This is a genomic window from Pseudomonas sp. AC252 (assembly GCF_979258105.1).
Genome location: NZ_OZ409837.1, coordinates 4,936,395 through 4,960,040, shown reverse-complemented (window position 1 = coordinate 4,960,040; position 23,646 = coordinate 4,936,395). Strand labels below are relative to the sequence as shown.

General features: G+C 62.0%; 16 protein-coding genes and 2 pseudogenes. 11 read left to right on the top strand and 7 right to left on the bottom strand.

The genetic code is table 11. The features are described 5' to 3' along the window. Positions 1–4: 4 nt before the first annotated feature. Complete coding sequence (locus ACZZZ4_RS22665) at positions 5–217, top strand: hypothetical protein (protein ID WP_463548829.1); 213 nt, start codon at positions 5–7, stop codon at positions 215–217. On the opposite strand, the gene gabP is transcribed toward ACZZZ4_RS22665, so the two are convergent. The 3 genes and pseudogenes from gabP to ACZZZ4_RS22650 all read right to left on the bottom strand — a co-directional run bounded on the left by gabP (position 214) and on the right by ACZZZ4_RS22650 (position 3,981). Beyond that, entirely contained in the window at positions 214–1,620 is a 1,407-nt protein-coding gene (gene gabP / locus ACZZZ4_RS22660; RefSeq protein WP_071172494.1) for a GABA permease, read from the bottom strand. The two genes, ACZZZ4_RS22665 and gabP, sit on opposite strands and share 4 nt — an antisense overlap. A 235-nt stretch (positions 1,621–1,855) precedes the next feature. Beyond that, positions 1,856–3,717 (bottom strand): annotated as a pseudogene (locus tag ACZZZ4_RS22655) (TonB-dependent receptor); the annotation flags it as partial. Beyond that, a complete protein-coding gene (locus tag ACZZZ4_RS22650; protein ID WP_463548828.1) occupies positions 3,646–3,981 on the bottom strand; it encodes a TonB-dependent receptor plug domain-containing protein in 336 nt (111 codons plus the stop codon). The gene ACZZZ4_RS22650 and the pseudogene ACZZZ4_RS22655, both read right to left, overlap by 72 nt. A gap of 266 nt (positions 3,982–4,247) precedes the next feature. Here ACZZZ4_RS22650 and paoC point away from each other — a divergent pair. From paoC to ACZZZ4_RS22635, 3 genes and pseudogenes are all read left to right on the top strand, one after another. After that, positions 4,248–6,459: pseudogene (gene paoC / locus ACZZZ4_RS22645) on the top strand (aldehyde oxidoreductase molybdenum-binding subunit PaoC). A 25-nt stretch (positions 6,460–6,484) separates the two neighbouring features. Next, the gene (locus ACZZZ4_RS22640; protein ID WP_463548827.1) at positions 6,485–6,796 is read left to right on the top strand and encodes a hypothetical protein; all 312 of its coding nucleotides are present in this window, start codon (positions 6,485–6,487) and stop codon (positions 6,794–6,796) included. Positions 6,797–8,674: 1,878 nt separating this feature from the next. Beyond that, positions 8,675–9,670, top strand: coding sequence for an IS110 family RNA-guided transposase (locus ACZZZ4_RS22635; RefSeq protein WP_310408833.1), 996 nt, complete (start codon positions 8,675–8,677; stop codon positions 9,668–9,670). Positions 9,671–9,707: 37 nt separating this feature from the next. On the opposite strand, the gene ACZZZ4_RS22630 is transcribed toward ACZZZ4_RS22635, so the two are convergent. Then, positions 9,708–10,292: a TetR/AcrR family transcriptional regulator gene (locus tag ACZZZ4_RS22630; protein ID WP_016770670.1), complete on the bottom strand. Its 585-nt coding sequence runs from the start codon at positions 10,290–10,292 to the stop codon at positions 9,708–9,710. A gap of 211 nt (positions 10,293–10,503) precedes the next feature. Between ACZZZ4_RS22630 and ACZZZ4_RS22625 the strand changes: the two genes are divergently transcribed. Together ACZZZ4_RS22625 and ACZZZ4_RS22620 are read left to right on the top strand one after the other, a co-directional pair. Then, positions 10,504–11,181: a type 1 glutamine amidotransferase domain-containing protein gene (locus ACZZZ4_RS22625; RefSeq protein ID WP_463548826.1), complete on the top strand. Its 678-nt coding sequence runs from the start codon at positions 10,504–10,506 to the stop codon at positions 11,179–11,181. A 102-nt stretch (positions 11,182–11,283) separates the two neighbouring features. After that, positions 11,284–12,405 (top strand): alkene reductase, encoded by a 1,122-nt coding sequence (locus ACZZZ4_RS22620; RefSeq protein ID WP_463548825.1) that lies wholly within the window; start codon positions 11,284–11,286, stop codon positions 12,403–12,405. 958 nt (positions 12,406–13,363) lie between these two features. Here the strand turns inward: ACZZZ4_RS22620 and ACZZZ4_RS22615 are convergent. From ACZZZ4_RS22615 to ACZZZ4_RS22605, 3 genes are all read right to left on the bottom strand, one after another. After that, the gene (locus ACZZZ4_RS22615; RefSeq protein WP_463548824.1) at positions 13,364–14,866 is read right to left on the bottom strand and encodes a sensor domain-containing diguanylate cyclase; all 1,503 of its coding nucleotides are present in this window, start codon (positions 14,864–14,866) and stop codon (positions 13,364–13,366) included. A gap of 130 nt (positions 14,867–14,996) precedes the next feature. Then, positions 14,997–15,911 carry a LysR family transcriptional regulator gene (locus tag ACZZZ4_RS22610; protein WP_463548823.1) on the bottom strand — a complete coding sequence of 305 codons (915 nt, stop codon included), beginning with the start codon at positions 15,909–15,911 and terminating at the stop codon, positions 14,997–14,999. 389 nt (positions 15,912–16,300) lie between these two features. Continuing rightward, positions 16,301–17,503, bottom strand: a complete 1,203-nt coding sequence (locus ACZZZ4_RS22605; RefSeq protein ID WP_463548822.1) for an MFS transporter — start codon at positions 17,501–17,503, stop codon at positions 16,301–16,303. Between the two features lie 24 nt (positions 17,504–17,527). Between ACZZZ4_RS22605 and ACZZZ4_RS22600 the strand changes: the two genes are divergently transcribed. From ACZZZ4_RS22600 to ACZZZ4_RS22580, 5 genes are all read left to right on the top strand, one after another. Continuing rightward, positions 17,528–19,069, top strand: a complete 1,542-nt coding sequence (locus ACZZZ4_RS22600; RefSeq protein ID WP_463548821.1) for a c-type cytochrome — start codon at positions 17,528–17,530, stop codon at positions 19,067–19,069. Continuing rightward, complete coding sequence (locus ACZZZ4_RS22595; protein WP_463548820.1) at positions 19,066–19,539, top strand: (2Fe-2S)-binding protein; 474 nt, start codon at positions 19,066–19,068, stop codon at positions 19,537–19,539. The genes ACZZZ4_RS22600 and ACZZZ4_RS22595 overlap by 4 nt, the downstream gene beginning before the upstream one ends. Next, positions 19,536–21,770, top strand: coding sequence for a xanthine dehydrogenase family protein molybdopterin-binding subunit (locus ACZZZ4_RS22590; RefSeq protein WP_463548819.1), 2,235 nt, complete (start codon positions 19,536–19,538; stop codon positions 21,768–21,770). The genes ACZZZ4_RS22595 and ACZZZ4_RS22590 overlap by 4 nt, the downstream gene beginning before the upstream one ends. A gap of 171 nt (positions 21,771–21,941) precedes the next feature. Further along, positions 21,942–23,054, top strand: a complete 1,113-nt coding sequence (locus tag ACZZZ4_RS22585; protein ID WP_463548818.1) for an alkene reductase — start codon at positions 21,942–21,944, stop codon at positions 23,052–23,054. Positions 23,055–23,142: 88 nt separating this feature from the next. After that, complete coding sequence (locus ACZZZ4_RS22580) at positions 23,143–23,619, top strand: helix-turn-helix domain-containing protein (RefSeq protein ID WP_052269116.1); 477 nt, start codon at positions 23,143–23,145, stop codon at positions 23,617–23,619. Positions 23,620–23,646: the final 27 nt, after the last annotated feature.

The window sequence follows — 23,646 nt, the reverse complement described above, 5'->3', positions numbered from 1 at the left end:
CGCCATGAAGCCGTTTGCCGAAACCAACGTGGTTTGGCCGCAAGAGAAATCCGGACTGTCCGCCAGCGAATGCGAACGCAGTTTTTTGCTGCCGCAACTGATGGGCTCGCTCGCCGGTGAAACCTGCGCGTTGACTGGCTCACTCAGTCAACGTGAGCATCTGCCTTCGAGCCCGAACGGCTGGTTTTCCCGCGGGCTCAAGGCGTTGTTTGCTTAGGCTTTGCTAACAGCCGCCACCCTGCCCGCCGGCCGGTGCTGGCGGCTGGTGACCAGGCCAATGAACGAAATCAGCAGCGCCAGGCCAATGGTCGAAGTCACTTCCAGGCGATGTTCTGGGGTGATCATCATCACCGCCAGAGCGGCGCAGATAAAGGCGATGACCAGCCAGGTGAGCCAGGGAAACAGCCACATGCGCAAGGTCATTTCGACCTTTTCCCGTTCCAGTCGGCGGCGCATGCGCAACTGCGAAATGGCGATCACCAGATACACCAGCAAGGCAATCGCGCCGGAGCTGGCGAGCAGGAACTGAAACAGCCCGGCCGGCATGAAATAGCTGAGCAAGGTCACGCCTGCGCCGATCACCGTGCTGGCAATGACCGCAGCGCGTGGCACGCCGGCGGCCGAAGTCACCTTCAATGCCGGCGGCGCATCGCCGCGTCGGCCCAGCGAATAGAGCATGCGCGAGGAAATGTAGATCGACGAGTTCATGCAACTGGCCACCGCGATCAATACGACCACGTCGACGAGGAATTTGGCGTTGGGAATGTTCATCAGTTCCAGTGCGCGCTGGTAGGAACCGACCGAAGCAAGTTGCGGGTCGTTCCAAGGCACCACGGAAATCACCACGAAGATCGACAGCAGGTAGAAGATGCCGATGCGCCAGATCACCGAACGCGTGGCCTTGGCGATGTTCTGCGCCGGATTGTTCGACTCCGCAGCAGCAATCGTCACCGCTTCGGTGCCGATGAAACTGAACATGATGGTGATGAAAGCGCCGACCACCGCCGACATGCCGTTGGGCGCAAAGCCGCCGTGCTCGGCCATCAGCGTGCTCAAGCCACTGGCTTCACGCTCGGGAATCCAGCCCATCAGCACCGCAAAACCCAGGCCGATGAAACCGATGATCGCGATGACCTTGGCCATGGCGAACCAGAATTCGAACTCGCCGTATTTCGACACGCTGAACAGGTTGGTGATCACCAGCAGGACGATCGACAGCAAGGCGAACAACCACGCATCGACCTGGGGAAACCACTGATTGAGCACGTGCCCGGCGGCCAGCGCTTCGATGGGAATCACCAGCACCCAGAACCACCAGTAGAGCCAGCCAATGGTGAAGCCGGCCCAGCGGCCAATGGCTTGATCGGCGTAGGTGGAAAACGAGCCGGTGTCGGGATGCGCCACGGCCATTTCGCCGAGCATGCGCATCACCAGCACGACCAGCAGACCGGAGAACAGATACGCGAGCAGCACCGCAGGTCCTGCGGCGGCGATGGCGTGGCCTGAGCCAACGAAAAGTCCTGCGCCGATGATGCCGGCAATGGAAAGCATGGTGACGTGACGCGGTTTGAAACCTTGCGCCAACTGACCGTTGGAGTCCTTGGGGTTCAGGCTAGTCATGGGTTCTTATTGTTCTCATGATCGACGTTTGGGCCACTGACTGTGCGTCAGGCGATCATCATTTCCTGTGCCGATATCAGGCGAAAGCTGCGACGCAGACGCTTTGCCGACGAAATGATGCTTCACCTTACGTGGCCCGAGCGCCGTCCAACTAGCCTGAGTGCGGCATGCCGATGTCTGATTTCGACATGCCACTCTCAGGCCACCATTGGGCGGCGGCAACCGCTGCGGCGATTTACAGCGTGTAGGAAATCCCCACCTGCACGGTTCGCGGCGCGCCCGGGTAGGCGTAAACATTGCCGAAGGCGCCTTCCTCGTAGTCGCGATCGAAGATGTTTTTCACATCCAGATTGAGCCGCACCTTGTCGTTGACCTTGTAGAAGCTCAGCAGGTCGACCACGGTGTAGCTGCCCATGGAAAACGCGGTGTTGGCGGTCTGCCCGGCGCGCTCGTCGACGTATTTCAGGCCAGTGCCGAGGCCGAGGCCTTTGAGCGTGCCGTCCTGGAACTCGTACATATTGAGCAGGCTGAAGCTGTTCTTCGGGATGTTCAGCAGACGGGTGCCGGAGCGCAGCGTGTTGTCCTTGGTCACTTCCGCGTCGACGTAAGCGTAACCGCCGACCACTCGCCACTCCGGGGTGAGGTTGCCGGTGACGTTGACGTCGAAACCACGGCTGCGCACTTCACCGGCAGCGACGCTGAAGGTCGAATCCACAGGATCTGTGGTCAGCACGTTGCGTTTTTCGATCTGGTAGATCGCCGCGTCGACGCTCAACTGCTGATCCAGCGCTTCCCACTTCACGCCCATCTCGTAGGACTTGCCTTTCTCTGGAGCGAAGCCGCCGCCTTCGCGACTGGCGCCGGTGTTGGGCTTGAACGAGCGCGCGGTGTTGGCGTAGACCGCCAGGGTATCGGTCAAATCGTAGGTGATGCCGATACGCGGGGTGACGGCATTGTCGCTGGCCTGCCAGCTCTTGCCGCCCGGCACGTAGGTTTCGTAATCGTGCTCGAAGCGCTCGAAACGTGCGCCGGCCAGCACTTTCAGTTTGTCGGTCAGGGCGACCTGATCCTGCACGAACGCGGCGTAGGTCTTGAGGTTCTCTTTATCGTGGGTCGGTGTGCGGGTCAGCGCCGGGCGTGGCTGGCCGTAGACCGGATTGAAGATGTCGATCGGGTAGGCACTGACCGCGCCGCTGGAGCGCTGGATGATCGACTTGTAATCGTAATCTTCATACTCGATGCCGGTGAGCAAGGTGTGCTGCAGACCGCCAGTGTCGAAATGCCCGGTGAGGTTGAGCTGGGTGTCCCTGTCGGTCCATTCCAGCTTGCGGTAGTTGAAGTTGCGCCCCAGCGTGCGGCCGTCAGCGGCAATGCCGTTGGCCTCGATCGCGTTGCCCTTGAGCGAACCGTCGAGCCACTGGAAAGCACCGCCCAGGGTCCAGTCGTCGTTGAGCATGTGTTCGAAACGCAGTTGCGCCATGTTGTTGTCGTTGTGCAGCTTGCCGACGTCCTTCTCGCCAAAGAAGGTATCGCGCGAGGCGGTGCCGATCTGCGCCGGGTAGCGCGTCACACCGCGATCGAGCGGCGCGTTGTTGCGCATGAAATCGCCTTCGAAAATCAGCTTGGTCACGTCGGTGGCCTGCCAGGTCAGCACCGGCGTGATGCCGTAGCGCTCGGTCTCGACATGATCGCGGAAGGTATCGCCGCCCTCGCCCACCACATTCAAGCGATAGGCCAGACGCCCTTCTTCATCGAGTGGCCCGGAAGCGTCGAGGGTGCCGCGCTTCATGCCTTGGTCGTTCAATTGGCTGCCTAACGTAACGGTGCGCTCGGGCAACGGTTGTTTCGACACCACGTTGAAGGTACCGCCGGGATCGCCACGGCCATAGAGCATGGTCGCCGGACCGCGCAGCACCTCCAGACGTTCGATGGTGTTGGCGTCGGGCATGTTCGGGTAGCCGCGGTTGATCGGGAAACCGTTGCGGTAGAACTCACCGGTGGTGAAACCGCGCACAGTGAAGGTGGTCAGGCCCTGCCCCCGAAATTGTTCGCGCGACCGACGCCACCGGCGTAATCCAGCGCATCCTGCAAACGCGTCGCGCCGAGGTCTTCGACGGCGTCCTTGGTCACCACGCTGATTGACTGCGGGGTTTCATGAATGGAAGTGTCGGTGCGCGTGGCGCTGGCCGAACGCGTGGCGCGATAGCCCTGCACCGGGCCGTCTGCCCGTTCGTAATCTGCTGTGCCGACCACGTCGGTGGCTTCCAGCTCAAGCGTTGAAGAAGTCGGTTCGGCTGACTCAGCCCACGAGGAAGAAGACAACGCCTGCAGCACACAAATGGAAAGCAGAGTTCGACGCATGAGGTGAAAACCTTTACGAATAGGCCAGAACGAAGGGCAAAACCGCCAATGAAAACGCGGCGCATGGTATACCGGCGCATTGGTAATTGAAACTTATTCTTATTTGTCATGTTGGTCAGGATTCCTGAGCAGAATTCATCACTCCATCCTGAAACCGCGCATTATCAGCAGCGCGCCGATGGCCTAGGCTCGTAGAGATCCGACGTCAATCGATGGCTGCGCCGCGCTACGTGTGCGCCGCCAGCCTGTCTGAAAGGAATTCGCAAATGAAATTCGACACCCCGGCCGGCTCCAATCCGATCGATCAACTGAAGGTGATCGGCCAACCTGCCGACCGCATCGACGGCAAGCTGAAAACCACCGGCACCGCCACGTACGCCTACGAACAAAACGCAGCGGTGCCGGACGCCGTCTATGGCTATATCGTCGGCGCCGGGATCGGCAAGGGGCGCATTGCCTCGATCGATTCGACGCAAGCGCGGGAAGCGTCCGGGGTGATTGCCATCGTCACTTACGAAAACGCCGGGGCATTGGCCAAAGGCGAGTTTTACGTAGCCAAGGCGTTGGCCGGGCCGCAGGTCGATCACTATCACCAGGCCGTGGCGATTGTCGTCGCGGAAACCTTTGAACAGGCCCGCGCGGCCGCCGGCTTGCTCGACATCCGCTACGTGGCCGAGCCAGGTTCCTTCGATCTGGCGGCTGCGAAAGACTCCGCAACCCCACCGCCACCGGCCGGTTTTGGCCCGCCGCCGCAAACTAGCGTCGGTGACTTCGAAGGCGCCTTCAACGCTGCGCCCGTGCAAATCGATCAGCACTACAGCACGCCCGATCAGGCTCACGCGATGATGGAACCGCATGCAACCATCGCCCGCTGGAACGGCAAGCAGTTGACCTTGTGGACATCAATCCAGCAGATCAACTGGGGCGTGCGCGATCTTGCGAAAACCCTCGGCATTGCCAAGGAAGACGTGCGCCTGATCTCGCCGTATATCGGCGGCGGTTTCGGCGGTAAGGGCACGATTCTTTGCGACGCAGTCTTGGCATCCCAGTGCCGCTCGACATGCCGGGCGACCTGTAAAAGTCGCGCTGCCGCGGCCGCTGATGTTCAACAACCTGACCCATCGTCCGGCAACGATTCAGCGCCTGCGCATCGGTGCCAACCGTGACGGCGTGATCACGGCGATCGGCCACGAGAGCTGGTCGGGCAACCTGCGCGGCGGTCGCGCCGAAGCGGCGACCGCGTCAACCCGATTGCTGTACGCCGGGGCCAATCGCATGACCCGTTTGAATCTCGCCGTGCTTGATCTCGCCGAGGGTTCGGCGATGCGCGCACCGGGTGAGGCGCCGGGAATGATGGCGCTGGAAATCGCCATGGATGAACTGGCGGAAAAGCTGCAGATGGATCCGCTGCAACTGCGCATCCTCAACGACACGCAGGTCGATCCGGAGCAACCCACGCGGCCATTCTCCAAACGACAATTGGTGGAGTGCCTGAACACTGGCGCTGAGCGCTTTGGCTGGCAGCAGCGCAACCCTCAACCCGGTCAGCGCCGTGAGGGCGATTGGCTGATCGGCATCGGTCTGGCCTCGGCGATTCGCGGCGCACCGACCACCGCTTCGGCGGCACGCGTGCGTCTCGATCGTCAAGGCGTCATCACCGTAGAAACCGACATGACCGACATCGGCACCGGCAGTTACACCATCATTGCCCAGACCGCTGCGGAAATGATGGGCGTGCCGCTGGAGCGCGTTGTGGTGCATCTGGGCGATTCGCGCTTTCCCGAGTCGTCGGGCTCCGGCGGCCAGTGGGGCGCGGCCTCCTCCACTGCCGGCGTGTATGCCGCATGCCTGAAATTGCGCGAGGCCGCTGCCCGCGCCGTCGGGATTGACCCGCAGCAAGCCGAGTTTGTCGACGGGCAAATTCGCGCAGGCTCGCAGCAGGTTGGCTTGGCTCAGGCCGCAGCCAATGGCGAGCTGACGGGCGAGGACCGCATGGAATACGGCGACCTTGCCCAGCGCTTCGCCCAGCAGACTTTCGGTGCGCATTTCGCCGAGGTCGCGGTCAATGCGGCGACCGGCGAAATTCGCCTGCGTCGGCAACTGGCCGTGTGCGCCGCCGGGCGCATCCTCAACCCGAAAACCGCGCGCAGCCAGATTATCGGCGGGATGACCATGGGTGCGGGTGCGGCATTGATGGAAGAGCTGGCGGTGGATCATCGAATCGGCTTTTTCGTCAACCACGATCTGGCCGGATACGAGGTGCCGGTGCACGCCGATATTCCCCATCAGGAAGTGATCTTTCTCGACGAGGTCGATCCGTATGCCACCCCGTTGAAGGCCAAAGGCGTCGGCGAGCTGGGCATCAGCGGCGCGGCGGCGGCCATCGCCAATGCGATCTACAACGCGTGCGGCGTACGGGTGCGCGATTATCCGATTACGCTGGATAAACTCATCGGCGAGTTGTCCTATCCGGTCTGAGACTGGATCACGCAGGATATCGCCCATGTACCCCACCACCCCCGATGGCCGCTATTTTGTTGTCAAGCAGCAGCTCTGGCGTTGCAGCAATCCAGCGCTGCCAGCGGCCGAGCGTGAGGCGTTGGTTACCGAACTCATGTCGGCGCGGCGAGCGGTCAAAGAGGCCAAACACGCGGAGGATGCTGATGCATTGAAGTCAGCGAGAGCACGTGTGAACCAGGCCAAAATCGCATTGGGTGAACGCGGGCCGGTGTGGTGGGAGGATGGCAGCCCGGATTACAACCGGCACAAGGTGAGCAATACGCCGTATGCGCAGTGGTTTGCTCAACTGCCTTAGTGTTGACTGGCCTGCTGATCCCCAAACCCATAATCCACGCAGGTCCCCTGTGGGAGCGGGCTTGCTCGCGAATGCATTCGGTCTTGCGGTGAGATGTTTAATGTGCCGCCGTCTTCGCGAGCAAGCCCGCTCCCACACTGGATATTGTGGGTTGCCGGGATTTGGCACGCGCCGCGAAAACTGTGGGAGCGGGCTTGCTCGCGAATGCATTCGGTCAGGCGATGAAGATGTTGAATGTGCCGCCGTCTTCGCGAGCAAGCCCGCTCCCACACTGGATATTGTGGGTTGCCGGGATTTGGCACGCGCCGCGAAAACCTGTGGGAGCGGGCTTGCTCGCGAAGCCATTCGGTCAGGCGATGACAATGTTGAATGTGCCGCCGCCTTCGCGAGCAGTCTCGCTCCCACAGTAGTTTTGCGGGTTTCCTGGGTTTTGCACACGCCGCAAAAACCTGTGGGAGCGGGCTTGCTCGCGAATGCGCTGGGTCAGGCGATGAAGATGTTGAATGTGCCGCCGTCTTCGCGAGCAAGCCCGCTCCCACACTGGATATTGTGGGTTGCCGGGATTTGGCACGCACCGCGAAAACTGTGGGAGCGGGCTTGCTCGCGAATGCATTCGGTCGGGCGATGAGATGTTGAATGTGCCGCCGTCTTCGCGAGCAAGCCCGCTCCCACACTGGATATTATGGGTTGCCGGGATTTGGCACACGCCGCGAAAACCTGTGGGAGCGGGCTTGCTCGCGAATGCATTCGGTCAGGCGATGAAGATGTTGAATGTGCCGCCGTCTTCGCGAGCAAGCTCACTCCCACAGTAGTTTTGTGGGTTTCCCGGGTTTTGCACACGCCGCAAAAATCTGTGGGAGCGGGCTTGCTCGCGAATGCATTCGGTCTGGCGATGAAATGTTCAATGTGCCGCCGTCTTCGCGAGCAAGCCCGCTCCCACACTGGATGTTGTGAGTTGCCGGGATTTGGCACGCGCCGCGAAAACTGTGGGAGCGGGCTTGCTCGCGAATGCATTCGGTCTGGCGGTGAGATGTTCAATGTGCCGCCGTCTTCGCGAGCAAGCCCGCTCCCACACTGGATATTGTGGGTTGCCGGGATTTGGCACGCGCCGCGAACACCTGTGGGAGCGGGCTTGCTCGCGAAGCCATTCGGTCGGGCGATGAGATGTTTAATGTGCCGCCGTCTTCGCGAGCAAGCCCGCTCCCACACTGGATATTGTGGGTTGCCGGGATTTGGCACACGCCGCAACAACCTGTGGGAGCGGGCTTGCTCGCGAAGCCATTCGGTCAGGCGATGACAATGTTGAATGTGCCGCCGTCTTCGCGAGCAAGCCCGCTCCCACACTGGATATTGTGGGTTGCCGGGATTTGGCACACGCCGCGAAAACCTGTGGGAGCGGGCTTGCTCGCGAATGCGCTGGGTCAGGCGATGAAGATGTTTAATGTGCCGCCGTCTTCGCGAGCAAGCCCGCTCCCACACTCGATATTGTGGGTTGCCGGGATTTGGCACGCGCCGCGAAAACCTGTGGGAGCGGGCTTGCTCGCGAATGCATTCGGTCAGGCGATGAAGATGTTGAATGTGCCGCCGTCTTCGCGAGCAGGCTCGCTCCTTGTATGTTCCCCAGACACCAGCATGAATGAGATCTAAGCTCGCTGGTGCGACATACGAAGATGTGTTTCTGGGGAGACCGATCGCTCCTTAAGGCAGGACTTGCTCCTGACCTTGTCTGTAGAGAGGTCCCCCCGCCTCATTGCCCACCACGAAGAGTATCGAGAAGCCGACGAGTCGGACTTCGCATTACAAGGTTGCAGTGGCATGAAGTTCGAGGTCAGGGGAACCAGGAAGCATTTTTAACTCAGTTCTCTTGGAGTTGAAAGCATGAACATGCACGTCGGTTTGGATGTGGGATCTCGCACTACAGCGATGGGCTGGCGCAATGGCGGCCGCTTTGCAGGTCAGTGCAATATCGACCAGACGCCGGCGGGGCGCAAGGCTGCTGTCGGCAAATTGCTTGAGCTCAAGCCGATATCTGTGGTGATGGAAGCCACCGGTATCTACTACCTGGACTTGGCCATGGAGCTCGCTGCGGCGGGTTTGCCAGTCTCGGTTATCAATCCGAAGAGTTTTCACAACTTTGCAAAGCTGATGCTGAAAAACAGCAAAACGGACGCAATCGATGCCCAATTATTAGCTGAATACGGCGAACGGATGAGCCCAAGGTTGTGGACGCCGCCCACTTCAATACAGCTTGAGCTGCGTGCTATCGGCCGCCACATCAATCGTTTGACAGGTCACCGCACCCGCGCCAAAAACGAGCTGCATGCGCTAAAAGCTACTCAAACAACACTCCCGATGCTGATTGAGGATGAAGAAGAGGCCATCAACGCCTTTGACAAACGAATCGAGCGTTTCCGTGTCGCTGGTCGGGCATTGATCGACAACTGCCCAATGTTGAGCGCCCAGTTTGGACACATGATTGCCGCTCCAGGCATGGGTGAGATCTCAGTATTTGCAGCGCTGGCTGAACTGACGACCTTACCGGTGACGCTTAAATCCGCGCAGGTTAGCCGCCATGCCGGACTCGATGTCCGACTCACGCAATCAGGAAGCAGCATTGATAAACCCGGCCGGATAAGTAAGGGCGGCAATGCCTATTTGCGCTCAGCGATGTACATGCCTGCGCTGACCGCCATACGTTGCGACCCGAACGTGAAAGCGTTTTACGAAGCGTTGGTGGCCCGAGGAAAGAGGAAGATGCAAGCTATCGTCGCAGTCATGCGCAAATACCTGACCGGACTATGGGCCTGCATGCAGGCCGGAGAAGACTTCGACACGGCCAAGCTTTTTAGCGGTAAACACGTCCAAAAAGCTTGACCGTGAACAGAGTATCTACAGTGACCCGCGGCGAGGCTCAGACTTGCAACAACTGCCGGGTCATCGCCATCGAGGTTTCCAGCGACTGTCCGGTGCGCTGCAATTTGTTCAGCAGGCTGGCACCGAGCCAGAGCTGATACAGCGTCTCCGCCAACTTCCGCGCGTCGCCCTCGGGCAGGCTTTTGTCGGTCTGGCCTTGTTCGATGCATTCGGTGATGCGCGCGACGATGCGTTCGGCGCCGTCGCGCAGGGTCAGGCGCATTGACTCAGACAGGTCGGCGACTTCGGCGCTGAGTTTCACCACCAGGCATTCGTCGCCATGGCCCTCCAGGGTGCAACGGTTCTGCCAGCCCTGCCAGTAATCCATCAAACGCTCGAACGCAGTCAGCCCCGGCAGGGTCAGGCGGCGCTCCATGTCGGCGAGGTAGTCGACAAAGTAATCCTCGAGCAACGCCTGGCCGTACAACTCCTTGGATTTGAAGTAGTGATAGAACGAGCCCTTGGGCACGCCGGCGGTCTGCAGGATCTCGTTGAGGCCGACGCTGGTGAAGCCCTTCTCGGCCATCATCCGGTGGCCGGTGTCGAGCAAGTGTTGGCGGGTGTCGTCAAAGGTCGGCTTCATGGTGCGCAAAATTCCAGACAATAGACCAGTCGTATAGTTTTCAGGACCGGAGTTTGCCATAACCGACGGGCAAAAACATTTTCTGAAAAAATTACTAGACGACTGGTCTAATTGGAAACTATGCTGCGCCCCGACACACAAATTCATGCGGCACCGACAACAAGCGAATCCCTCGCCTCCTGCCGATGCCAGACCAACCCAAGGGTGCTCTATGAAAATCTTGATGGTTCTGACTTCTCACGATCAACTCGGCAACACCGGCAAGAAAACCGGCTTCTGGCTGGAAGAGTTCGCCGCGCCCTACTACGCCTTCAAGGACGCCGGCGCCGACGTCACGCTGGTATCGCCTGCCGGCGGCCAGCCACCGCTCGATCCAAAAAGCGATGAGCCAAGCGCACAGACCGCCGAAACCGATCGCTTCCGCGCCGATCCGGCCGCGCAACAAGCATTGGCCACCACTGGCCGGTTGGCTGACGTGAAGGCTGAGGATTTCGATGCCGTGTTCTACCCAGGCGGCCACGGCCCGCTGTGGGATCTGGCTGAAAACAAGGCCTCGATTGCACTGATCGAAGCCTTCGACCGCGCTAACAAGCCGCATGGTTTTGTCTGCCACGCACCAGGCGTGTTGTTGCACGTGGTGCGCGCTGACGGCCAGCCAATCGTCAAGGGCCGTGACGTCACCGGCTTCACTAACGCCGAAGAAGCGGCGGTCGGCCTGACTGACGTGGTGCCGTTCCTTATCGAAGACGAGTTCCAGCGTCTGGGCGGTCGCTATTCGAAAGTCGCCGACTGGCAGGTGCACGTGGTCGCTGACGGGCAACTGGTCACCGGCCAGAACCCGGCCAGCTCCGCCGCCGTTGCCGAAAAGCTGTTGAAGATGCTCGGCTGAATCCCTCGCTCTACCCCGATCAACGCCGCGTGCGTACCGCCCGGCGTTGTTTTTTTGCCCAGTCACTAGTCGACTGGTCTAATCAGATTCAAGGCTTATTCCATGAACAATGCTTTCTTCACGCCCGCTAAATTGGGCAACCACACCCTGAAAAACCGCATCGTCCTGCCGCCCCTCACCCGCCAGCGCAGCACGCAACCGGGCAATGTCGCCAACGAGTTGATGGCCGAGTATTACCAGCAGCGCGCCGGTGCCGGTTTGCTGGTCACCGAAGGCACGCAGATCGAACCGCGCGGCCAAGGTTATGCGTGGACGCCGGGCATTCACACTGCGGAGCAGATTGCCGGTTGGCGCAAAGTCACCGAGGCGGTGCACGCCGTGGATGGCGTGATCTTCGCCCAGCTCTGGCATGTCGGTCGGGTCTCGCACACGGCGTTGCAGCCCAATGGCGATGCGCCGGTATCGGCCTCTGCGGTGGCCACGGATCGCGTCAGTGTGTTTATCGAAACCGCGCCCGGTGCCGGTGAACTGGTGCCGCCGTCCGCTCCGCGCGCGTTGAGCACCGATGAAGTCCAGGAACTGATTCAGCTGTATATCCAAGCTGCACGCAACGCGATGGAAGCGGGTTTCGATGGCATCGAACTGCATTGCGCCAACGGGTATCTGGTCAACCAGTTCATCTCCGCCCACAGCAACCTGCGCACCGATCAGTACGGCGGCTCGCTGGACAATCGCTTGCGCTTCTTGCGCGAAGTGGTGGCTGGTGTTGCCGAATGCATCGGCAAGGACAAAGTCGGTGTGCGTTTCGCGCCGCTGTTCAGCACCACCGATGAAGCGCGGACATATCTGGGCCTGGTCGAGGAAGATCCGCACAGCACTTACATTGCAGCGATCAAGATTCTTGAAGACGTCGGCATCGCCTACCTGTCGATCGCCGAAGCCGACTGGGATAACGCGCCTGCGATGCCGCAGACCTTCCGCCAGGCGGTGCGCGACACTTTCAGCGGCGCGATCATTTATGCCGGACGCTACAACGCCAACACCGGGGCGCAGTTGCTCGAGTCGGGGCTGGCGGATCTGGTCGCGTTTGGCCGGCCATTCATGGCCAACCCGGACCTGCCAGCGCGGATTGCCAATGACTGGCCGTTGAATCAGTTGAACCCGGCGACGGTGTATGGCGGCGGCGCCGAGGGTTATATCGACTATCCGACCTACCCTGGCTGACAACCCAACACAAATCCCTTGTGGGAGCGAGCCTGCTCGCGATAGCGGTGTGTCAGCCGATGAATATGCAAGCTGGCCCACCACCTTCGGGAGCAAGCCCCCTCCCACATTGGTTCTGTGGTGGATCAAGAATCAGGTGGTGCACGCGCCATCCCCGTGGGAGCGGGCTTGCTCGCGAAGGCGTCCTGTCAGCCGATGAATATGCAAGCTGGCCCACCGCCTTCGGGAGCAAGCCCCCTCCCACATTGGTTCTGTGGTGGATCAAGAATCAGGTGGTGCACGCGCCATCCCCGTGGGAGCGGGCTTGCTCGCGAAGGCGTCCTGTCAGCCGATGAATATGCAAGCTGGCCCACCGCCTTCGGGAGCAAGCCCCTCCCACATTGGTTCTGCGGTGGATCAAGAATCAGGTGGTACACGCCCATCCCCGTGGGAGCGGGCTTGCTCGCGAAGGTGTGCTGTCAGCCGATGAGTATGCAGCTGGCCCACCGCCTTCGGGAGCAAGCCCCCTCCCACATTGGTTCGGTGGTGGAACAAAAATCAGGAGTTACGCCCGCGATCCCTGTGGGAGCGGGCTTGCTCGCGAAGGCGTCCTGTCAGCCGATGAATTTGCAGCTGGCCCGCCGCCTTCGGGAGCAAGCCCCCTCCCACATTGGTTCTGCGGTGGATCAAGAATCAGGTGGTACACGCCCATCCCCGTGGGAGCGGGCTTGCTCGCGAAGGCGTCCTGTCAGCCGATGAATATGCAAGCTGGCCCACCGCCTTCGGGAGCAAGCCCCCTCCCACAGTGGTTCTGCGGTGGATCAAGAATCAGGAGTTACGCCCGCGATCCCCGTGGGAGCGGGCTTGCTCGCGAAGGTGTGCTGTCAGCCGATGATGCCGCTGGCCAAGCAGGATGCGCTGTGGCAACGCGGGCAGATGCTGATGGCGAAACTGGATAAGGGCGAAGCTTTCTAGCGCATCAGGCCCGTCCGGCCATACCGTTGCGGCCAACCGCTTTCGCGCGGTACAGCGCCTGATCAGCGGCCTCGATCAAATCCGGCAGTGAATCCAGCCCCACGCCCGCGCCCACCGCGATACCAATACTCACCGTCACCCGCCCGAACGGACTGCCCGGATGGGCAATATGGGCCTGCTGCAAACGCTCGAGCATCAGCTGCGCGACCACCGTCGCCCCGGCGCTGTCGGTGGCCGGCATGATCACCGCCATTTCCTCGCCACCGTAGCGCGCAACCAGATCCGACGGCCGTCGCACGCAGCTTTCAAGGACCTTGCTGACCGCTTGCAGACAAGCATCGCCGGCGACATGGCCCAAGGCATCGTTGAACAATTTGAAGTGATCGATATCGATCATCAGCAGGGCCAGCGAGGTCCCGTCACGCTGCGCCCGCCGCGCTTCCACCGCCAGCGTCTCATCGAAACAGCGGCGGTTGGCCAAACCGGTGAGCGCGTCTTTCATCGCCAGCAATTCCAGCTGTCGATTGGACGCGAGCAACTGCTGCTGGGCATCGCGCAACGCCTCCTCGGCTGCGGTACGTCGGCGAATATCGAGGATCAGGAACCAGCCGATCAACCCGGTCAGCCCCAGCAGCCCGACGACCACCACCGCCGACAATCCCGCTTCGATGCGCCACGCCGCCAGTGCTTCATCCTTGCCCAGGGCCACGGTGGTGATCAGCGGCAGGGTTTCACTCTTACGGAACGCGTACAGCCGCTCGACGCCGTCGAGGCTGGAGGTGTACGAGGCGGTACCGACCGAGCGGTCGACCAGGTATTTGGCGTAGATCGGCGATTTGGAGAAGTTGCGCCCCATGTCCTGCTCGCGGAACGGATAGCGCACCAGCAGCGTGCCATCGGTGTACGACAGACCGATCGCACCGTCCTGGCCAACGTCGAGTTTGCCGAACACGCGCAGGAAGTTTTCCACTCCCAACGTCACCGCGACCACCCCGGCGAACTGGCCAGCGTCGTCATTGAAACGACGGCTGATGGTCACCACCCATTCGTGATTGGCACGGCTCTGGATCGGCGGGCCAATGAACGATTCGCGGCTCGGATCGTCACGGTGGTGCTTGAAATAGGCGCGGTCGCTGCTGTTCGCGCCTGCCGGAATCGGCCGGTTGGAGGACATCAACCAGTGCCCGTGCCGGTCGTAAATGGTGATGCCGCTGAGCTGCGGCATCAATGACTGCTGGCTGTCGATCAGGGTCTTGATGCGCTGAATCTGCGCCGGTCCATCGCCTTCGGCTTCGAGACGCTCGACCAGCCCCAGCAAGAGCAACGAGCTTTGCCGGACGATGCCTTCGGTGTAGGTGTTGAGCGCCTGGGTCAGGTTCAGGCCATGCACGTCGACCTCGGCCAGCGCACGCTCGCGCGAAGACCAGACTTTCCAGATGGTCAGCGAAGTCAGGGAACAGCCAATCACCAGCAGCAGGAGCATTACAAGGCGAGTATCACGCTTCACGTCAGTACCTTAAGGAAGTCCGGGTTCCCTTCCAGCCATCATTCGAACGTCGGCACTCACGGCGGCCACGTGTTCCGGGGCGCAAGCATACAAGCAGTCTCAAGCGGCTGCAGCAACAGAGTGTGCAGGGCTAAGCGGCGGGTGCAGCCGGTTGGAGAATCTCCACGAGGAAATCGATGAACACGTTGATCCGGCTCGAACCCCGGTGATTGGGCAAGTACAACGCGTTGATGCAACTGCTGGCGCTGCCGGGGTTGACTTCATAGTGTTCAAGCAAGCGCGTCAGGCGTCCGGCGGCGACGTCGTCGCGCACCAGCCAGTCGGCCAGCAGCGTCACCCCGCCACCGCCGATTGCGGCTTCGCGCAGGATGTCGGCGTTGTTGCTCTGCAGGCGACCCCGGACGTTGAGCTGGATCGGCTCTTCGTCGCCCTGAAAGGTCCAGTGGTGATGGCTGCCGCCGTAATCGAAACGCAGGCATTGGTGCTCAAGCAGATCCCGCGGGTGCTCCAGTACGCCACTGCGCGCGAGGTAATCGGGGCTGGCGACGACCCAGCGCTGGAATTGGCCGACGCGTTTGCTGACGATGTCCTCGCTGACCACTGTCGAGCCGAGGCGCACCGAAACGTCGATCTGTTCGCTGAGCAAATCGCTGACCTGATCACTCAGCGACAGGCTGATCTCCAGCCCCGGATGGCGCTCGAGCAAGCGACTCAGGTGCGGCGCAATCAGCCTGCGGCCGAATTCCACCGGCACGCTGATGCGCAAGCGGCCCTGGGCATCACTGCCACGATCGGCAACTACCGCATCGGCTTCGTCGATGGCATCGAGAATGGCCACGGCCTTCTCGAAATAGGTCTGGCCGGCGACGGTCACGCTGGTGTTGCGCGTGGTGCGATTGAGCAGGCTGGCACCCAACTCGTTTTCCAGCCCCGCCACTTGCCGTGTCACCGAAGACGTCGAAATCCCAAGCTTGCGCGCCGCCGAGGAATAGCCCCCGCAGCGCACGGTTTCAACAAACATCTTCAAGGCCAGCAACTTGTCCATAAGCGGGATCCGGTGGTGAGGGAACGCCGCTGATTGTGCATCAGCGCTCGCCACACGTCTTGTATCGTCGTGCTTGGGGGCGCTCTCTACAAAATGCATGTTCATCTGCTCCTGAAAAAATCGGCAAATCACACCGCCCCCTGTAGGAGTGAGCCTGCTCGCGAAGGCGTCCCGTCAGTCGAAAATGTGCTGCATGCCCCAACGCTTTCGGGAGCAAGCCCCCTCCCACATTGGTTTTGTGGTGGGTCACCGATCACGCGGTTGCCCGCAAAACCCTGTGGGAGCGAGCTTGCTCGCGAAGGCGGTGGATCAGGCAGCAATTTATTGACTGACACTCCGCCATCGCGAGCAGGCTCACTCCTACAGTGGCTTTGTGTCGTTCTTGAGATTCAGCTGTGCTCAGCCTTGCGACCCAGGAACAACGCCAACGCCAGTGCCGGCAACACCGCCACGGCGACGGCCGAGAGGTTCCAGCCGAAGTGTTCGTACAGCGGGCTGGCGATCAGGGAGCCGAGGGCGCCGCCGACGAAGATGCTGGTCATGTACACCGCATTGAGGCGGGCGCGGCTGTGCGGGTCGAGGGCGTAGACCTCGCGCTGGCCAAGCACCATGTTCAGTTGGACGGCAAAGTCCAGCAGCACCGCGCACACCACCAGCCACACGTAACCACTGCCCGGCAGCGCCGCGATCAACAGTGACAGCGGCGCCAGCAGCAACGCCACCAAGGTACCGCGACGACTGTGGCCGGCATCGGCAAGACGTCCAGCAATCGGCGCGGCAATCGCGCCCACCGCACCGACCAACGCGAAGATTGCCACTTGCGCCTGGCTGAAACCGTGGTGACGCATCAGCTCAATCGGCGCGAGGGTCCAGAACAGGCTGAAACTGGCGAACAGCAAACCCTGATACAGCGAACGCTGGCGCAACACAGGAAAGCGCCGGGCCAAGGCAAACACCGAACCGATCAACGCGACATAGGTGGCTTTGTGCGTCGGCACCCGGCGCGGCAATGCCACAGCGGTAATCAGCGCGATCACCGCCATCAGTGCCGCCGCGCTGTAAAACACCCCGCGCCAGCCGAACACTTCAACCAACAGACTCGACAGCGGCCGCGACAGCAGAATCCCCAAAAGCAAGCCGCTCATGATATTGCCGACCACGCGCCCCCGGCTGGCTTCCGGCGCCAAATGCGCGGCCAGTGGCACGAGGATCTGCACCGCTACCGAGGTCAGGCCGATCAGCAAAGAGAGCAGCAGGAACAGCGACGGCGAATGGGTCAGCCCGGCGCACAGCAGCGTCACGCTCGCGGCGAGGGTGAAACCGACCACCAGACGGCGGTTCTCCATCAGGTCAGCCAGCGGCACCAGCAGCAACAAGCCCAGCGCGTAACCGAACTGCGTCAGCGACACGATCAGGCTGGCATTGTCACTGGACAGGCCGATCTGCGGCGCGATCAGTTCGACGATGGGTTGTGCGTAATAGAGGTTGGCGACGACCGCGCCGCAGCAGAAGGCCAGAAACGCGACCATCAGGCCGGAGAGTGAAGCAGGCTGTTCGGCCGGGGCCGCAACGGCAGGGTTGCCGGTAAGCATGGTGACACCTCGTTGAGTTCGGGAATGTGCTGCCAAGGCTACGGTCGCCCGGCGGCCGCGAGAATCCGTGCCACTGGCAACGCACTGATGCGTGGCGCGCAACGTTGCTTGTGGCGCAACGCGCTGTTGCGCGGGCCGGTGATTCTCCGCCTCAAGCGTCTTCTCTACGCTTTGGCCCTGGCGCAGACGTCCGCATCGGCGCCCTTCCCCGGCTGCTACAAGGAGCGTTTCCATGACCCGCACTTCACTCGTCCTGCCACTGCCCGCCGCGTTTTTCTGCCGACCATGAACAACCATCTGCTCAAGTCCAGAACCCTGTGGATCTGCGTCGCCGTGCTCGCGGTGATCGGCCTGATCGTCGCCGTCGCGTTGATGTGGCGCCCGGCGATCGCACCCATCAAACGCCTCACGTCATTCGATACTGCGCAATTGCAGCGCGGCGCACGGGTGGTCGAGGCCGGCGACTGCGCGGTCTGCCACACTCGCCCCGGCGGCGAATACCTGGCCGGCGGGCTGCCGCTGGTGACGCCGTTCGGCACGCTGTACAGCACCAACATCACTCCGGATGAACAGACCGGCATCGGCGAATGGTCATTGCCAGCGTTCGAACGGGCCATGCGCGAAGGCATTGCTCGCGACGGCCACTTTCTCTACCCGGCGTTTCCCTACGTGCACTACCGGCGCATGAGCTCCGAAGACATCGCCGACGCCTATGCCTACTTGATGAGCGGCCCCGCCGTACACGCCCCGGCGCGGCAGAACCAGATGAACTTCCCGATGAACATCCGTCCGCTGGTGTCGTTCTGGAACCTGCTGTTTCTGCATGGCGAGCCACTGACGCCGCTGGCCGAACACAGCGCGGCATGGAATCGCGGGCGTTATCTGGTCGACGGCCCGGGCCACTGCGCCGGCTGCCATTCGCCGCTTAACCTGATCGGCGCTGAGAAATCCTCGCAATACCTACAGGGCGGCAGCGTCGATGGCTGGGAAGCGCCGGCACTGGTCGGCCTCGGCCAACGCGCCACTCCGTGGAATCGCGAGCAGTTGGCCGGCTACCTGCGCGCCGACGTGGTCGATGGCCACGGCACACCCGCCGGCCCGATGCGCCCGGTCAGCCTGAGTCTGGCGCGCTTGCCGGCCAGCGAAGCCGAGGCAATTGCCGACTACCTGCTGAGCCTGCAAAACCCGCACGCGGTGACTGAAACCACCGCGAAAAAGCCGTCGAGCGGTCCAGCGGATCACAGCACTGGCGCCCTGCTCTTCAGCAGTGCCTGCGCCGGCTGCCACGCAGCCGCCGCGCCGATGCGTGAAATCGACGGTCGCCCCGGCCTGCAGAGCACCTCGGCGCTGCAAGCGGCCAGCTCGCGCAACTTTCTCAAGACTGTACTCGAAGGCGTGCCCGCCATTCCCGGCGCACCCGGCCCGGTGATGCCGCCGTTCGCCGCCAGCCTCGACAACGCCCAGCTCGGTGCCCTCGCCGCGTATCTGCGCGAGCAAGCCAGACCCGATCAGCCATGGGCCGACCTCTCTTCCACTATCGAAGCGTTACGTCAGGAGACGAAATGAGCCAGATCACTCTCACCGTCAATGGAGCTGCCCAAGCGCTGGAGCTCGAACCGGACATGCCGCTGCTGTACGCGCTGCGTAATCACTTGAACCTCAACGGCGCCAAGTACGGCTGCGGCCTGGGCCAGTGCGGCGCGTGCACGGTGACCGTCGACGACCAGCCAGTGTTCGCCTGCCTGACACCGTGCGCCGGCCTTGAAGGCAAAAAGATCCGTACCGTGGAAAGCCTCGGCAGCGCCGACAAACCCGGCCCGTTGCAAGCGGCGTTCATCGACAAGCAGGCCGCGCAATGCGGTTACTGCATCGCCGGCATGCTGATGCGCGCGCAGTCGTTGCTCGAACGTGATCCGCACCCGGACGAACAAACCATCCGCGAGCACATGGCCGGCAATCTGTGCCGTTGCGGCACGCACTTGCGCATCATCGAGGCGATCAAACAGGTGGCTGGGCATAACGGGAGCCTGACATGAGCGAAGCTAACGGCTTGAACCCCAGCCGTCGGGCCTTCCTGCGTGGCGGCGCGTTGCTCATGGCTTTCACGCTGATGCCGGTAGCGCGGCGTGCCTTGGCCGACACCGAAGTCGACACCCTCGGCACGGTAGTGTTGGCCCCCGACCTTCCCGGCAGCCTGCGCACCAACCCATACTTGGACGCGTGGATTCGCATCGGCGCCGACGGCATCACCGTGTACACCGGCAAGGTCGAGCTGGGCACCGGGGTGAAAACCGCGTTGCTGCAAATTGCTGCCGAGCGTTTGCAGGTGCCGGCCAGCGCAATCAACTTGCTCACCGCCGACACCGCATTGACGCCCAACGAAGGCTACACCGCCGGCAGCCACAGTATTTTCGACAGTGGCACCGCGCTGTACAACGCTGCCGCCCAGGTGCGGGAAATGCTCGTCGAGGCTGCCGCGCGCAGCTGGCAAATCGAGGCTGCGCAACTGAGCACTCGCGACGGCATCATCCAAGGCCCCAGCAGGCAACGCATGGCGTATGCCGATGCGGTCAAGCATGTCGATGTGCACCAATACGCGAAAGCACAATCACCGATGATGGCGGCGGCCGACTTCAAACTGATCGGGCATAACCTGCCGCGTCTGGACATTCCGGCCAAGGTCAGCGGCGGCGCGGCGTTCGTGCAGGACATGCGCTTGCCGGGCATGCTGCATGCGCGGGTGATTCGCCCGCCGCGTCCCGGCTGCACGCTTCAGGCGTTCGATGCCGCATCTATCGAGGCGCTCAACGGCGTGGTCAAGGTGATCCGCGACGGCAACTATCTGGCGGTGGTCGCCCGTGATGAATGGCAAGCGATCAAGGCCATGCGCAGCGGCATCGAGAGTGCCAAGTGGAGTGGCGGCGAAGCGATTCCCGAAGCCGCCGATATTCACGATTTGCTCAAGCGCCTGCCGTCCAAGCGCTATCCGATCAGCAACAACGGCAATCCCGGCGGCGCGACCGAGACCCGCTTCAAAGCGCGGGTGACCAAGCAGTATCTGATGCACGGTTCGATCGGCCCGTCCTGTGCGGTGGCCTGGTTCAACGATGGCGTGCTCACGGTCTGGACCCACACCCAGGGCGTCTATCCGCTGCGCGCCGGCATCGCCGAAATGCTGCGGCTGCCGCCGGACCGCGTGCGCTGCATTCATACTGAAGGCTCGGGTTGCTACGGCCACAACGGCGCCGATGATGCCGCCGCCGATGCCGCGCTGATCGCCATGCGCCTGCCGGGCACGCCGGTCAGGGTGCAATGGATGCGCGAGCAGGAGAATCTCTGGGAACCGTACAGTTCGGCGATGGTTACCGAAGTCGATGCGAGCCTCAGTCAGGGCCGTTTGCAGGACTGGAACTACGAGCTGTGGACCACGCCGCACAATGAACGCATCGTCAATGCCGGGCGCTTGCTGCCGGCACGCCTGTTGGCGAAACCTTTCGCCTCGGCTCCGTCGGTGCCGATTGCCCAGCCCGAAGGTGACGGCGATCGAAATGCGGTGCCGCTGTACCAGCTGGGCGCGACGCGGATCAACATGAACTTCGTCACTACCATGCCCTTTCGCACTTCGGCCATGCGTTCACTGGGAGCGCACATCAACATCTTCGCCATAGAGGCGAGTATCGATGAGCTGGCGATCAAGGCCGGACTCGATCCCGTGGCGTTGCGTCTGGCCCATCTCAGCGATCCGCGTGCCCGTGCCGTGATCGAGCGCGTGCGCGACGAAATCGGCTGGCCACACAAGAGCAACGAGCCCGGCGCGGGGATCGGTTTCGCCTTCGCCCGCTACAAGAACATCATGGGTTACTGCGCCCTCGCGGTGAAACTGCGCGTGCATCCGCAGACCGGCGAGATTCGCGTGGATCATGTAGTCACGGCGGTCGACGTCGGCCAGATCGTCAGCCCCGATGGCCTGCGCAATCAGGTCGAGGGCGGTATCGTCCAGTCGGCCAGCTGGACGCTCTACGAAAAGGTCGCCTACGGCGCCGGCGGCATTCGCAGCTACGACTGGAGCGGCTACCCGATTCTGCGCTTCACGCAATTGCCGAAAAAAGTCGATGTGCATCTGCTCGATCAACCGGGCGAACCGTTCCTCGGTGCTGCCGAAATTGTCCAAGGGCCAATGGCGGCCGCCCTCGGCAACGCGGTCAGCAATGCCACTGGCCGGCGCTGGCTGAATCTGCCGCTGACTCGCTCGACCCAACCCGCCTGAACCACGCCCGCGCTTGTCATGGACGGGCGCGGGTGCCGTTGCGTAGCACGCAAAACTGCGTAGCGCCGGCCACGGATTATCAGCCCCGCCACGCCCGGTTAAGTTACCTGCACATCTCGCGGCACCTGGCTGCCGCACTTGAACCCTACTCATCGAAATCCGGAGCTACCCATGACCCGTCGCCTGTTCCAACCCATCGCCCTCGGCCCTTACACCCTTGCCCACCGCGTGGCGATGGCGCCCCTGACCCGCTCGCGTGCCGGCCAACCGGGCGACGTGCCGACCACGATGAACGCCGAGTACTACCGCCAACGCGCCAGTGCCGCGCTGATCATCACCGAGGCCACGCAGATTTCTCAGCAAGGTCAGGGCTATGCGTGGACGCCGGGGATCAACACCGATGCGCAAGTGCAGGCGTGGCGCGAAGTCAGCACGGCGGTGCACGCGGCGGGCGGTTTGATTTTCATGCAGCTGTGGCACGTCGGCCGGGTCTCGCACCCAAGCTTTCAGCCTGACGCCGGTTTGCCGGTGGCGCCGAGCGCTTTGCCAGTGCCGGGCAAGACCTTCATCGTCGATGAACAAGGCAATGGCGTGTGGGGTGATGTGCCAGTGCCGCGCGCCCTCGAAACAGCGGAAATCGCCGACATCGTCGAAGACTATCGCCGCGCCGCGCGCAACGCGTTGAACGCCGGCATGGACGGCGTGGAAATTCATGCCGGCAACGGTTATCTGCTCGACCAGTTTCTCAACAGCAACAGCAACCAGCGTGATGACGCCTATGGCGGTAGCGTCGAGAACCGTGCGCGCTTTTTGCTCGAAGTGGTCGCCGCCGTGGCTGACGAAGTCGGCGCCGAGCGCGTCGGCGTGCGTCTGACGCCGATGGGCCGCTTTATGGGCATGGGTGATGACACGCCCGAAGCGACCTTCGGTTATCTGGTCGAAGCGCTCAACCAGTGGAATCTGGCCTACCTGCACCTGGTCGAGCCGGCCATGGTCGGCACCGTCAAGGACGAAAACTTCGACCCGCGTTGGGACGCGATCATCGCCCAGTTGCGCCAGACCTGGAACGGCGTGCTGATCCTCGCCGGCGGTTACGACGCTCAATCCGCCGAACAGGCGCTGAATTCCGATCGCGCCGACATCATCGCCTTTGGCCGGCCATTCCTGGCCAACCCGGATCTGCCGCGTCGGCTGCACGATGGGCTTGAACTGAACACGCCGGATCCGAGCAGTTTCTTTGGCGGCGACCAGCGCGGTTACGTCGATTATCCGTTTCACGCCTGAGGCCTGCGCTTCATAACTTTTAAGGTTTGTTTAAGGACTTTAAATAAAGCCAGCGGCCAGACTTTGCCCATCGATCAGGAGAGCCGCCATGAACCCGCAATCGGTGAAGTCAGACCACCCCAACCAGCTCGCGCGCCCATTGGGCGCGCTGTCCGGCTGGCAGGAACGCCGCGCCAAGGCCTACATGCTGCACGATCTGAGCCGCAGCCTGCGCGTCAGCGAGATTGCCGAGCACTGCAATCTGTCGCGCAGTCACTTTTCCCGGGCGTTCAAGATCGTCACTGGCTGCTCGCCGCAGGAATGGATGCTGAAGATGAAGATCGACAAGGCCAAGGGACTTTTGCTGACCTCGATGGCGATTACCGAGATTGTTTATGAATGCGGATTTTCCGATCACTCGCACTTCACCCGCACGTTCGGGCGCATGGTGGGCATGCCCCCGAAGGTCTGGCGCCAACTGATGTGCGGAGCGCGGGTGGCGCTGGTGGACGCGGATGTCTGGCGGCTCAGCGATGGGTTGCTGAATTCGACGATGGGCCAGCGCTTGACGGAACTGCGGCCCTGAGTCGGATTTCAAAGGGTTTTGTTCACT